Annotated in this window: 11 protein-coding genes; 5 read left to right on the top strand and 6 right to left on the bottom strand. The window is 43.3% G+C overall.

What is annotated here, in order from left to right; genetic code table 11:
* Positions 1-87 precede the first annotated feature (87 nt).
* Both EJ103_RS16350 and EJ103_RS16345 read left to right on the top strand, forming a co-directional pair.
* Positions 88-504: a MerC domain-containing protein gene (locus EJ103_RS16350; RefSeq protein ID WP_126008657.1), complete on the top strand. Its 417-nt coding sequence runs from the start codon at positions 88-90 to the stop codon at positions 502-504.
* Positions 505-952: 448 nt separating this feature from the next.
* Entirely contained in the window at positions 953-1,789 is an 837-nt protein-coding gene (locus EJ103_RS16345; RefSeq protein WP_126008655.1) for an alpha/beta hydrolase-fold protein, read from the top strand.
* Between the two features lie 14 nt (positions 1,790-1,803).
* Here EJ103_RS16345 and EJ103_RS16340 read toward each other — a convergent pair whose 3' ends face one another.
* The 6 genes from EJ103_RS16340 to EJ103_RS16315 form a co-directional block, all read right to left on the bottom strand.
* Positions 1,804-2,706 carry a homocysteine S-methyltransferase family protein gene (locus EJ103_RS16340; RefSeq protein ID WP_126008653.1) on the bottom strand — a complete coding sequence of 301 codons (903 nt, stop codon included), beginning with the start codon at positions 2,704-2,706 and terminating at the stop codon, positions 1,804-1,806.
* Between the two features lie 167 nt (positions 2,707-2,873).
* Positions 2,874-3,119, bottom strand: coding sequence for a DUF3297 family protein (locus tag EJ103_RS16335; RefSeq protein ID WP_024034014.1), 246 nt, complete (start codon positions 3,117-3,119; stop codon positions 2,874-2,876).
* A gap of 83 nt (positions 3,120-3,202) precedes the next feature.
* Positions 3,203-4,207, bottom strand: coding sequence for a YeiH family protein (locus EJ103_RS16330; RefSeq protein WP_126008651.1), 1,005 nt, complete (start codon positions 4,205-4,207; stop codon positions 3,203-3,205).
* Positions 4,207-5,202, bottom strand: coding sequence for a TauD/TfdA family dioxygenase (locus EJ103_RS16325; RefSeq protein WP_004586031.1), 996 nt, complete (start codon positions 5,200-5,202; stop codon positions 4,207-4,209). Before EJ103_RS16325 ends, EJ103_RS16330 begins: the two co-directional genes overlap by 1 nt.
* 9 nt (positions 5,203-5,211) lie before the next feature.
* Positions 5,212-6,174 (bottom strand): aldo/keto reductase, encoded by a 963-nt coding sequence (locus EJ103_RS16320; protein WP_029773103.1) that lies wholly within the window; start codon positions 6,172-6,174, stop codon positions 5,212-5,214.
* Between the two features lie 216 nt (positions 6,175-6,390).
* The gene (locus tag EJ103_RS16315; RefSeq protein ID WP_004586029.1) at positions 6,391-7,140 is read right to left on the bottom strand and encodes a GntR family transcriptional regulator; all 750 of its coding nucleotides are present in this window, start codon (positions 7,138-7,140) and stop codon (positions 6,391-6,393) included.
* Between the two features lie 170 nt (positions 7,141-7,310).
* On the opposite strand from EJ103_RS16315, the gene EJ103_RS16310 reads away from it, so the two are divergent.
* The 3 genes from EJ103_RS16310 (at position 7,311) to EJ103_RS16300 (ending at position 12,087) form a co-directional block, all read left to right on the top strand.
* Positions 7,311-8,078, top strand: coding sequence for a sulfite exporter TauE/SafE family protein (locus tag EJ103_RS16310; protein WP_241232285.1), 768 nt, complete (start codon positions 7,311-7,313; stop codon positions 8,076-8,078).
* A 107-nt stretch (positions 8,079-8,185) separates the two neighbouring features.
* Complete coding sequence (locus tag EJ103_RS16305) at positions 8,186-10,246, top strand: TIM-barrel domain-containing protein (RefSeq protein ID WP_126008649.1); 2,061 nt, start codon at positions 8,186-8,188, stop codon at positions 10,244-10,246.
* A 101-nt stretch (positions 10,247-10,347) separates the two neighbouring features.
* Entirely contained in the window at positions 10,348-12,087 is a 1,740-nt protein-coding gene (locus tag EJ103_RS16300) for a solute:sodium symporter family transporter (protein WP_206435486.1), read from the top strand.
* The last annotated feature ends 167 nt before the right edge of the window (positions 12,088-12,254 follow it).

The following is a 12,254-nucleotide window of genomic DNA, read 5'->3' as shown; positions in this document are numbered from 1 at the left end:
ATGTATCAATAGTAATTAACTGTTGTTACTAAAATGCCTTTTAAAACGTAAAGCCGTTGTTTAAAAAATTGATTAGTAGAGGAAATAATGAAGTCGAGTCAAAGTGTTATGGATCGTATGGCGATTGGGTTATCGTTAATGTGCACTGTACATTGTTTTGCAACCCCGGTTATTTTAGCGCTATTGCCAAGCTTTGCTGTACTGCAAATAGATAGTGAACAATTTCATTTATGGATTCTTGCGGCGGTATTGCCCACCAGTTTATTGGCATTAAGCTTAGGCTGTAAAAAGCATAAACGTTTACGTTATATGGCCTGCGGCGTTATTGGGCTGTCTTTTATGATATGTGCGGTATTGCTAGGGCATGAAATAGCCGAAAAAGCGCTAACCTTAATAGGCTCAGCGTTTATTGCTATAGCTCATTGGTTTAATTACCAACAATGCCTTAAACATAATGACGATAACTGCCCGTGTTCAAGCACCGAATCTGATCAGGTAGCTTAGTGTTATCAGTGCTACAAATAGCTAACATGTAGCACCGCCTTTCAAAGCCTAGTGTTTAAGTTTTTTAATAGCCTAAAGCTAAAAGTGAGTTAAAGTAACCATCCAATATTGGTTTATTACGCTTGGCTTAGGCTAGGGCGTGCTGATCTTTGCGGATTGAAATTTGTTCAATCTAGGGGCGATTAAATCGCGGCGCGAGGTTTGCAACCTAGTGGGCTAAGTAAAAACCGAGTAAAGCTTCCGCGTCCTGCTCACGCCCCTTACCTACATCCATGTAGGCAACAAAGAGTTTATCGCCCCTAGGCAGAACCCGAAGGGCAGCGCATGTTTGGCATTTATGCTGCGTTATCGCCTATTTATGGGGAGTAACCACACTTCATAGGCTCTGCCTTGCCTAAAAACCAAACATACTGCTGAAAATTCAACCATCAAGGATCAACACGCCCTAATGAATACTGCTTTAAAATCCCTGCTGTTACTTTGCGCTTTTATGTGTTTTAAATTAAGCGCAAATACTCCGTACCAAATCCCTAGAAGTAGTGTTATTGAACTCACTGAGCCTATGACCAACCGGGTATATCCTGTTTTTATTCAGCTCCCTAAGTCATATAAAAAGCATCCTGAAAAAATATATCCAGTTATTTATTTAACCGATGCACCGTATACGTTCCCTATTGTGGCGGGTGCTACACGGTTTCCTATGAATAGCGGTAAAATGCAACAGGCTATTATAGTGGCCATTAGTTACGAAAAAGGCTCTAGAGGGTCTAATAGCCGAATTAGAGACTACACACCAAATAAGGCGCAAAGCTGGAAAAAACAAACAGGTAACGCGCAAAACCATGCGCTGTTTTTAAAAAATACTGTACTGCCATATATAGAAAATAACTACCGAGCAAGTAGCACACAAAAAACTTATATAGGTAACTCTTTAGGCGGGTTATTTGGCGTGACTATTTTATTTACGATGCCTGATTTATTTAACAATTATATTATTGGCAGTCCATCGGTTTGGTTTAATAACAATGCGATTTTAGCGCTACAAGCACATAAGCCTAAAGTGCCTACAAAGGTTTATATATCGGTGGGAGCAAAGGAAACGCCACGCTTTGGTGAAGGACAAAATATGGTGGAAGGGGCAAAGCAATTAACGCAAAAAATTAATGCACTTAGCAGTGACAATATTGAACTAAAAAGCGTTGTTATTGAAGGGGCGAGCCATGCAACCGCTTTTCCTACTACAGCTATACAAGGGCTTAATTGGGTAACAGCAAACAAGCCCTAAAAGGCACTAAAAGCTTAAGCGCTTTCAAGTTCCTGTTTCCAGTTTACTAATACTTCAATAAACTCTGGGCCAATACCACAGCAGCCGCCAATAACACTTGCGCCTTGGCTGTACCACGTTTTTGCAAAATCTAGGTATTCTGCAGGTGAAATATCACGATACGCCTGCGAGCCTTCGTTGGCTTTGTAATCGCTTGCGATAGGTGTAAAGCCGTTAGCAAACGCGCCTAAAACAACGCTTTTATTTTGTTTAGCTAATACTGCGTTGGTATCGCTAAAGGCTTGCTCTATAACCTCAGGTATTGAGCAGTTAAAGAAAATACCAGTAACATTTTGTTCAAGCAAAGCCGCTACAGCGTCACTTACCAGCTCACCAGAGCGAAGTGTCGCTTGCTCGCTTACCACATCATTTAAGGTAAATGCGTAATAACATGGCTTGTTTGAGCTTTTAAGTACATTTGCCATAACGTGCGCTTCTTCAATGCTCGATATGGTTTCGCCAATCCATACATCTACGTGCTCGTCTTGCGCTTTATATAACGTATCTAAAATAGTAAAAGCGCGTTCGCTCTCAAATAGTTCTGGGCGGTAAGAGCCAAAGGCGGGTGGTAATGAGCCTGCTACTAATACATTTTGTGTAGCCTTTTGAGCTACATCTTTTGCAATAACGGCTGCTTGCTGCGCAAGGGCTGCGCCTTGAGCTTGGTATAGCGCTTCACCTAAATGAAAGGGCACACAGGCATAACTATTAACGGTAATTATTTCAGCGCCTGCATTAATAAAACCTTGGTGAGCCTGCGTTACAAAATGTGGGGCTTCTATTAGTGCTTGTGCACTCCACAGTGGCTGTGTAAATGGCGCGCCAATGCGTTTAAGCTCGCGTCCCATGCCGCCATCTAAAATAGTTACTTTATTCATAAAGGATTTCTATAGAACTAAACAATATGGCGCTATTCAACCATAATTTTTTTAGATTCATAATGAAACTTCGTCACCTTTAACATGAAAAAAGCTCAATGCTTTTTTACAGTCATAAAAAAAAGCGACATCTCGCAGGAGAGTCGCTTATTTAAGTAGGCTAAACCTTACTTATAAAATACGTCTACCGTGCCTTTTACTTTCATAAGTAAAGGCTGGCCGCGGCGGTCTAGCGCTTTAGGCGCGGCAATTTTAATCCAACCTTCGCTAATGCAGTACTCTTCTACGTCAAAGCGTTCTTTGCCATTTAAGCTTACGCCAATTTCGTGTTCAAACACTTCTTCTACGTAATGCTTGCTACGTGGGTTAATCGAAAGCTGATCAGGTAATGCTGGTTTTGTTGAATCGGTCATGGTTTTAATCTTTATTAAAAAGTGATGCGCTATTGTAGGCAATCCACTCAATACGCTCAAGGTTTAATGCTTAGCTACTCAACTTAGCTACACAATACAAAGCCAAGTATTAACAGTGCTATCCAAATGGTTTCGGCAACAATCATAATTATTGGCTTTAAGCCCACCTCGGTGAGTTTGCCTAGGTTTGTTTTCATACCAATGGCGGCTATAGCGGCAATTAAAAAGAATCGAGAAAGTTCATTTGTGGTTTCAAGCACAATAGCGGGTAGGTTAAAGGTGCTGTTTATAATCATTAAAATTACAAAGCCAATTAAAAACCCCGGTACTTTTGGCAACTCGCCATGGTTACCTTTATTTGAGCGGTTAATAACCACCATCATAATAAGTACTACAGGCAACAGCATAGCCACGCGTACTAGTTTGGTAAGTGTTGCTATATCGCCAGTTTCGGGCGATACCGAATAACCGGCACCCACTACTTGGGCTACATCGTGTATGGTGCCACCTAAAAATACCCCGGCGTTATGTGCATCAAATTCAAGGTAGTTAACCACAATAGGGTATAAAATCATTGCAATGGTCGACATGGCCGTTACGCCAATTACGGTAAGTAAGGTATCGCGCTCTTTATGCTCGCTGTTTGGCATAATAGATGAAATAGCCAGTGCTGCCGATGCACCACAAATAGCAACTGAGCCACCGGTGAGTGCGCCAAAGCGTTTTTGTAACCCAAATACCCGGGCAAGTACAACGCCTAAAATAATGGTGGTAAATATAGCGCCAGCTAACATTAGCGCTGTTTGCCAGCCCAATGTAACCAAATCGCCCAGCGCTATACGGGTGCCAAGTAATACAATGCCTACACGTAAAACCGTGGTACCGGTAAAGTCTATGCCTTTAGCGCACGGGCTGTTGCTTTGATATAAAAACGACACCGCCATCCCCAATAATAAAGCAAACAACATAGCGGGCGCGCCATAGTGTTCACTTAAAAATAAGGCAGCAAGACCAGTCATTGCAGCAATGCTGGCCCCTTGCCATAACGGGGAAGCTTTTACCTTTAGTGCACCGGTTAAGCTTTGCATTAGGCGTTAGCTGCTGTCAGTGCAACAAGCACTTGGCGTTTACGCTCGCCAGTAAATGGGCGGCGGCCATGCATAGCCATTTCGTTATCAACTAAGGCTACATCGCCATCTTGCCACGCTAAATCAAAGGTAAATTCTTTTGATAGCTCAACAATTTTTTCAAGCCCTTGTTTAGGAATGGCGCTACCATCGCCAAAGGTAATAGCAACCGATGGGTTTTCGCGAACGCCTTTCCAGCCCATGTAAGCGGCAATAAGTTGGTTATAAAAAACCTGTACGCCGTTTTCAAGGGTAACTACTGCAGGTAAAACCGGAGTAATTGCTTTTAAAGAGCCATCTTCTAGCCATTCCCACTCGTAACCTAGCTCGGTAAGTTTGCTGTGTGCTTCTTCTTTGGTTTCAACACTTAGGGTGCTTTTCCAGCTGCGGCCTTGACCCGATGTCGCATCGTCGGCTGCGGGCATGTAAGTGGTGTACTTTAAGCCTTTTTGTTCAAAGTCATCGGCTAATTGGCTATCAAACTGCTTTAATGCGCTAAATAATTTATCTGAGCGGCAAAGCGGTGTCGCGCCGCCTTCCTCTGCTGCCGATTTACAAAAAAAGAACAGCTTACTTGGCGAAATAGGCGTTTGTGCCATTTCGTGATGAAGGTAAATTTCAACATCTTTGGGTGCTTCGTTAGCGGTAAATACACGCTCGGTAAAGTTAATACGTACCGCGTTAGATAGCGACTCTTGGTACGTAAAGTTGTCGTAATCAAACCCTGCTGAAAATGTATCAAAGGTTTCGGCGCTATCAACAGGAAAGCCTCTAAACAATACCGCGCCTGAGCTGCGTAGTTTTTTAGCCAACTCGCTTTTGTTAGCGCGAATAAAAGCTACCGCTTCTTCAACGGTGCTGGCGTTATTGTTATTAACTACAATGCACGGAAAAACCGAGTCATCAAACGTTAATTGAGTAGGCACTTGGGCATAGTTAAGTTCGGTAGCTGACATTTTATTATCCTAATCGTAAATAGGGTGAAAACGGTTAAAGGCAGCTTCACAAAAGTGCCCAGGGTCGTTAAAACGGCGGTTGCTATTAAGCGCAGAGATTTGCGCCATTTCTTGCTCTGTTAATTCAAAGTCGAACAGCGCGAGGTTTTCTTTCATGCGTTCAAATTTAGAGGTTTTAGGAATAATGGCGGTGCCGCGTTGCACACCCCAGCGCAGCACAACTTGTGCTGGTGTTTTGCCATGATTTTGCGCCGCAGCTTTTACTACGCTTTGCTCAAGCACCGACTCAGTTTGATCGGCCATTTCAAGCTCAAGGTACGAAAGCGCACCGAGCGGCGAAAACGCAGTAACCGGAATATCGTACTGTTTGGCAAGCCTTACTAAGCGCTCTTGCGTTAAATAAGGGTGCGACTCAATTTGCAGCATGGCGGGTTTAATTGTGGCGTAAGTCATTAAATCGTGAATAAGCGCGCTTGAGTAGTTACACACACCAATGCGTTTTGCTTTGTTGTTATGTACTTGCTCTTCCATTGCTTGCCACGTTAAGTGCAGCGGCACTTTTGCCAGCTCCATTTGTGGGTTTTGTGCATCTGGGTCTACAAACCACTCTGGTGGGTAGCGCGTTTCGATTGGTACAAACGTTTGCGCAATCGGAAAGTGAATTAAGTATAAGTCGAGGTAGTCGAGCTTTAAATCGCTCAAGGTTTTATCAATGGCAAGCTCTACATGCTCTGGCGCATGAAAGGTGTTCCATAGTTTTGATGTTACCCATAACTCTTCGCGAGTACAAAGGCCGTCTTTTATTGCTTGAGCAATGCCATCGCCTACTTGTTCTTCGTTACCGTAGTCTGATGCGCAATCAAGATGGCGGTAACCTGCTTTAATAGCTTGGTACACCGTTTGCGCGCAATCTTCTTGTGCTACTTTCCATAAACCGAACCCGACTGGCGGGATGTTATTTAATGAACTCATTGGGAATTCCTGTTAAAATTGCATAATGACTTTTGTCTTGTATAAGACATAAGTTATTATACGAATCTAACAGTGTCAACACTGTGTTAACTGTAAGGCAATAAATGAAAGGTGTTAAAAAACCTACAGGCAGCAAAAAGGCAGCGTTTGCTGCCTTTAAAAAATATTTAATAAGTATGCGCTAATATAACTTACTCGCGGCTAAAGCGCGGTCAATTAATCAAGTTCTATTTGGTAGTGGTAATGATCGCTACGGCATTTACTTAACCGGTATTCAATGCGTTTACCTTCGATGGATTCGGTAATGCGCGATACCAACAATAAAGGGTCACCAGCTTTAATAGCGAGCATTTTAGCGTCGGTTTCATCTGCTAAAACGGCTTTAATGCTGTCTTGGGTTTTATGCACGGTTTGGTTAAATTTGGTTTGGTAGTAATGATACAATGTGTGCGGAATATCACTACTTTGATGTATATCAGGAAAGAAACTTTGTGGTAGATATATAGTTTCGCTCATACAAAATTCGTTATCGAGAATGCGTCTGCGTACAAGCTTAGTAACTTTGTCTTTTTTATTAAGTTGCAGCGCATCAATAACATCTTGTGGTGCAGGGCAAAGCTCAACCGACAATAGCTCGGCTTTAGGTAGGTCGGCGCCTTTACCGTCGGCCTGTAGCGGAAAAAACCTAAACAGGGCATCTTGCGCGGTATGCTCAGATACAAACGTACCAACACCTTGGCGGCGAGTAACTATTTTATCGTCGGTTAATAAATTAAGCGCTTTACGCACAGTGCCTTGGCTTACGTTAAACTCTTCAGCAAGGCGAAACTCGCTCGGTAATACTTCGCCAGGTACCCAGCGTCTTTCAACAATGAGCTGTTTAATATAATCAGCCACTTGTAAGTAAAGTGGTTGAAAAGCCAAGCTTGGGCCACTTAATTTGTGATCAAACATAGAGTTACTCATTGTTATTTACCATTAAATTTAATCCACCTGTATTTATATCATAGGTGAAACTTTTTGCGCAGTTTTGCGCAAGCTCAATTAATTGTGAACTATTGCCATGTAGTTTGTTTTTACATTATGCCTAAAAACAAATCGTTACACTACAATAGCGCACACGTAGGATATTTAAAGTGCTCAGTATTTCGTTAGAACTCATCTTGCTTATGGCGTTATGCCTAAGCCTTGCCACCATAATGCAAACGCTTAGCGGGTTTGGCTTTGGGTTGCTGGTGGTTGCAAGCTTTACGTTGCTAGATGTTTTACCGCTCACTGCCACCACCTTTTTAGTGAGTTTATTGGGTTTAGTTAACTCAACCACTGTGGTGGTTAAAAATCGCAGTACAGTAAAAGTGCCCGAGCTTAAACTTATGTTGTATACCGGTATTCCGCTAATGCTGTTAGGTTTTATATTGCTTGAATATATGTCGGCGCATTTAACGCAGTTCTTAAACTTTATTTTAGGTATTAGTATTTTGCTATGTTGTGGCTTAATGCTAATTGGCCGTGATAGAGCAAATAAACAAAGCGGGCATGGCTCGTTTTTAATTGCCGGCGGCGTAAGTGGCTTGCTGGGCGGGCTGTTTTCAACGTCGGGGCCGCCGCTGGTGTTTCAGTGCTATAAACAAGCTTGGTCTATTGAGGCCATACGTAGCACCTTACTTGCGGTATTTACCATTGGTGGCTTAGTCCGTGTTGGTATTGCCTTATTTGGCACCTTACCCGAGCTCGACATTATGTTTTTAATTGCAGCGGCCATACCGCTGGTATTATTAGTAACGCAATTTGCTCGTAAATTAACGCCTTACGTTGATGCAAAATGGATTCGTATAATAGCAATTGCATTGCTTGGCCTAAGCGGCGTTTCGCTGGTGGCAACATCGGCACCGGGCATATTTTAAAAGTAACGATGTAAATAATTCATCTTAGGGTTATTTACATTGACATGGGGATTACAATTATTTAACTTGTGTCTTATACAAGACTAATAATTGGTTAAGGAACTCCCATGAATGCATTTGAATTACGTGAGCCAGACTGGAACGCAATAGAGCCAGCACGCTTAACTGCAGAGCCTAAATTACAAGGCCATGTGCTAGTTTTACCAACTCAATTTGGCGAGGTTAGCGTTACCATAAGCCAGTTTGGTTTACGTTTAAATGCAGGCTCCACGCATGACGAGACGTTTAAAATATTAACCACCACCCCTTCAAACTTACCGCTATCACTTAATAAATTAGACCAAGGCTTTGCAGCCACCGCCGGTGAGTACCGCTTAGAATTTTACAGCGACCCGTTTTACTTTAAGCTTTATAAAAACGATAAATTAGTACAGCAATCAGCAACTGATGGCCACTTTGTGCGCCAGCATCGTTTACCGCCACTGGCTAAAACCGATAACGGTTGGATTTTAAGCCTAGAGCTTAATTATGACGAAGCCGTATACGGGCTTGGCGAAAAATGGGGCAAGCTTGATAAACGTGGCCAGCTTATTCGCTCATACAACCACGATGCGCTGGGCGTAAACGCCGAAAAGTCTTATAAAAATACGCCATACGCGTGGAGCCCAGAGGGCTGGAATTTATTTGTACACACGCCGGCGCCCGTTACACATGGCGTAGGCTACGCACTTTGGTCGCAACGTGCTTATGTGTGTTTAGTAGAAGACGACGCATTAGATGTATTTTTATACCAAGAGCAAACGCCTGCACAAAGTATTAATCGCTACTGCGAGCTAACTGGTTTTGCGCCGGTGCCACCGCAGTGGAGCTTGGGTGTTATTTTATCAAAAGCGTACTACAAAGATGCCGACGAGCTATTAAGTGTCGCCCGCGAAGTACGCGCTAAAAACATGCCGTGCGATGTAATTACCCTTGATGGCCGCGCATGGCAAGACACCGACACCCGCTTTGCCTTTGAATGGGACCCAACACGTTACGCCGACCCAAAACCTGTGCTTGATGAATTAAAAGCCATGGATTTTAAAATTTGCGTGTGGGAATACCCGATGATCTCGGTAAACAACCCATTATTTGCAAAAGCGGCCGAAAATGGCTGGCTAATAAAAGACAAACGCACAGGTAAAGCGTATCAATATGGGTGGGATTTAAGCCCCTTTGGCGAAGTACTTACGCCATTACCAGAGTCGGGTATTTTAGATTTTACTCACCCCGATGCTTACGAATACTGGCTGGAGTCGCACAAGCCATTGTTTGAGCTTGGCGTAGATATGATAAAAGCAGACTTTGGCGAACAGCTAGAAGACGAAAACATGGTATCGCACAGTGGCGACAGCGGTATTAGACTGCATAATGTTTATAGCATGCTGTATAACCGCTGCGTTTATGAAGCCGCCGAAAAATACTGTAAGACAGGTCCCTTTTTGTTTAGCCGTTCAGCATGGACTGGCAGCCAACGCTTCCCAGCACAATGGGGCGGCGACCCACAAGCCGATTGGCAAGGCTTAGCGGCGAGTATTCGCGGCAGCTTAGCGTGGGGCATGTCGGGCGGGCCATTTTTTGCAACCGACATTGGTGGTTTTTATAAAGATACGCGTGATGCAGAGCTTTATGTACGCTGGGCGCAAGCGTCGGTATTTAGTGCACACATGCGTTTACATGGCATTGGCCCACGCGAACCGTGGTCATACACCGAGCAAGCAAGTGACGCAGTATTTGCAGCGCTTAAATTACGCTATCAGTTAATTCCGTACTTACAAGAATGTGCAGAGCAAGCGCAGCAAACAGGGCTGCCTATTCAGCGTGCTATGGCACTGGCGTTTCCTGATGACGTACTGGCACATAGTTTTGATCAGCAATTTATGTGCGGCGAAAAACTCCTTGTGGTGCCATGTGTTGTACCAAACGGTAAAGTTAAATTTTATTTACCACAAGGCGAGTGGGTGCGATTCCCTGATGGGCAGGCGTACCAAGGCGGCAAGTATTACGAAGAAACACTTGAGCTTACACAAATGGCCGTATTTGTTCGTAAAGGCGATACGCTCATGCTAGGCCCTGAGGTTCAACACACAGAGCAAGACATGAGCCAGCTAACAGCATGGCCAAAATAAAACTCGGTTAATAGCAAACACACACAACACACGTAACACACACAATAATAAAGATATTAGCTTACTTTTTACCGAGTAAAGTAAGCTAAAAGGGGCGCAAGATGGAAGGTATGAATATTACCATGACACTGCTATCGTGCTTGGCGTTTATGGCGCTGGTAGGATATATCTCGTACCAAAAAACCAAAGGGGAAGTTAACACCCAAGACGGCTATTTTTTAGCGGGGCGTGGTTTAACAGGTACATTTATAGCGGGGTCGATGATCCTCACTAACTTATCGGCCGAGCAACTTATTGGCCTAAATGGCTCAGCGTATGGTTATAACCTAAGTTCAATGGCGTGGGAAGTAACGGCTGGGATATCAACCATTATAATGGCGCTGATCTTTTTACCACGGTATTTAGCCGGCGCGTTTTCTACCTTGCCTGAATTTTTACGGGATCGTTTTGACGATACCGTACGCCGCATGACGGTGATCTTATTTATGGTAGGGTATTGTTTTATAACGATCCCTTCTGTTTTGTACTCAGGATCAATCGCCGTTCTTAGGCTGTTTGATGTGCCCACCTTATTAAACTTAAGCTATCAAGCAAGCTTAATTGTCACCATTATTATTGTGGGCTCTGTGGGCGCTATTTACGCGGTATTCGGCGGTTTAAAGGCAGTTGCAGTATCAGATACCATTAACGGTGTTGGGTTATTAATTATTGGTATTTTAGTGCCTACCCTTGGCCTTATTGCCCTTGGCGATGGCAACTTTGCCGATGGCCTAAGCACACTGGTAAACACCGATACCGAAAAGCTCAACGCCATTGGTAGCAGTGATGATCCCGTGCCTTTTGGCACCATTTTTACCGGTATGATCCTCGCTAATTTATTTTATTGGGGCACCAATCAGTACGTGATCCAGCGTACACTGGGCGCTAAAAACTTAGTAGAAGGCCAAAAGGGCGTGTTGTTTTCAGGGTACTTTAAAGTGCTAGTACCCTTTATGATGATGATCCCAGGCGTAATTGCGTATCACCTTTATAAGCACGAAAGCTTACAAACCATAGATTTAGCTTACCCACATTTAGTTAAAGATGTACTGCCTCAGTACTTATCTGGGTTCTTTTTAGCGGTGCTATTAGGTGCGGTATTTAGCTCGTTTAATTCGCTGTTAAATAGTGCCGCCACGTTGTTTTGTTTAGATGTATACAAACCCATGAAAAAAGACAAAGTAAGCGACGAAAAGCTGATTAAAGTGGCCAAAATTACCAGTATTGTAATTGCTGTTTTATCGTTTATTACCGCGCCATTACTGATGTTTGCGCCAGAAGGTTTATGGCACATAATTCGTGTATTTACCGGATTTTACAACATTCCGGTCATCACAATTGTGCTCGTGGGGTTATTTACTCGCAAAGTGCCTGCACTGGGCGCTAAAGTGGCTATTGTTTTTCATGTTATTGCCTACACTTTGCTTAAATTTGTGTGGGATGTAGATATTAACTTTATCCATATTTACGCCATATTATTCTTTATTGAGCTGGCCATTATGTTAGGTATTGGCTACTACAAACCTCTTGCCACACCATGGAACTTTACCCGCAAAGCCGAGGTAAACCTAAGCCCGTGGAAATACGCACTGCCTTGCGCGATTGTATTAGTGAGCTTAATTATAAGCTTGTACATATTGTTTTCTCCGCTTGGATTGGTGGGTGGCACCAGCGTGTACTTTGTACCAAGCTTAATTGCTGTTTGGACTAGCGCCTTTGTGCTTAGCTGGTGGAGCGTACGCCGATGGCATACACGCTATACAAGTAGCTTGGCGCATATTGGCGTGGCTAAGGCGGCATAACGCGCCGTTATATTCTTTATACAAATTTTAAATCACATTTTATTCACATAATGTTTGCAATAGAACATAAGTTTGTTTAAGTTTATATCTCTTATATAAGACATAAGAGATATAAGGAAAATAACTACAACACTCTGGCACCGCTTTTTAGCAACCCACACATTTGC

Source organism: Pseudoalteromonas sp. Xi13 (assembly GCF_003952205.1).
Taxonomy (GTDB): domain Bacteria; phylum Pseudomonadota; class Gammaproteobacteria; order Enterobacterales; family Alteromonadaceae; genus Pseudoalteromonas; species Pseudoalteromonas atlantica.
Note: the sequence above shows the minus strand (reverse complement) of the source record. Positions and strands in the feature narration are given on the sequence as shown.

Coding starts and splice junctions, on each gene's coding strand:
- EJ103_RS16350 (WP_126008657.1), top strand. CDS start 88: ATGAAGTCGAGTCAAAGTGTTATGGATCGTATGGCGATTGGGTTATCG.
- EJ103_RS16345 (WP_126008655.1), top strand. CDS start 953: ATGAATACTGCTTTAAAATCCCTGCTGTTACTTTGCGCTTTTATGTGT.
- EJ103_RS16340 (WP_126008653.1), bottom strand. CDS start 2,706: ATGAATAAAGTAACTATTTTAGATGGCGGCATGGGACGCGAGCTTAAA.
- EJ103_RS16335 (WP_024034014.1), bottom strand. CDS start 3,119: ATGACCGATTCAACAAAACCAGCATTACCTGATCAGCTTTCGATTAAC.
- EJ103_RS16330 (WP_126008651.1), bottom strand. CDS start 4,207: ATGCAAAGCTTAACCGGTGCACTAAAGGTAAAAGCTTCCCCGTTATGG.
- EJ103_RS16325 (WP_004586031.1), bottom strand. CDS start 5,202: ATGTCAGCTACCGAACTTAACTATGCCCAAGTGCCTACTCAATTAACG.
- EJ103_RS16320 (WP_029773103.1), bottom strand. CDS start 6,174: ATGAGTTCATTAAATAACATCCCGCCAGTCGGGTTCGGTTTATGGAAA.
- EJ103_RS16315 (WP_004586029.1), bottom strand. CDS start 7,140: ATGAGTAACTCTATGTTTGATCACAAATTAAGTGGCCCAAGCTTGGCT.
- EJ103_RS16305 (WP_126008649.1), top strand. CDS start 8,186: ATGAATGCATTTGAATTACGTGAGCCAGACTGGAACGCAATAGAGCCA.
- EJ103_RS16300 (WP_206435486.1), top strand. CDS start 10,348: ATGGAAGGTATGAATATTACCATGACACTGCTATCGTGCTTGGCGTTT.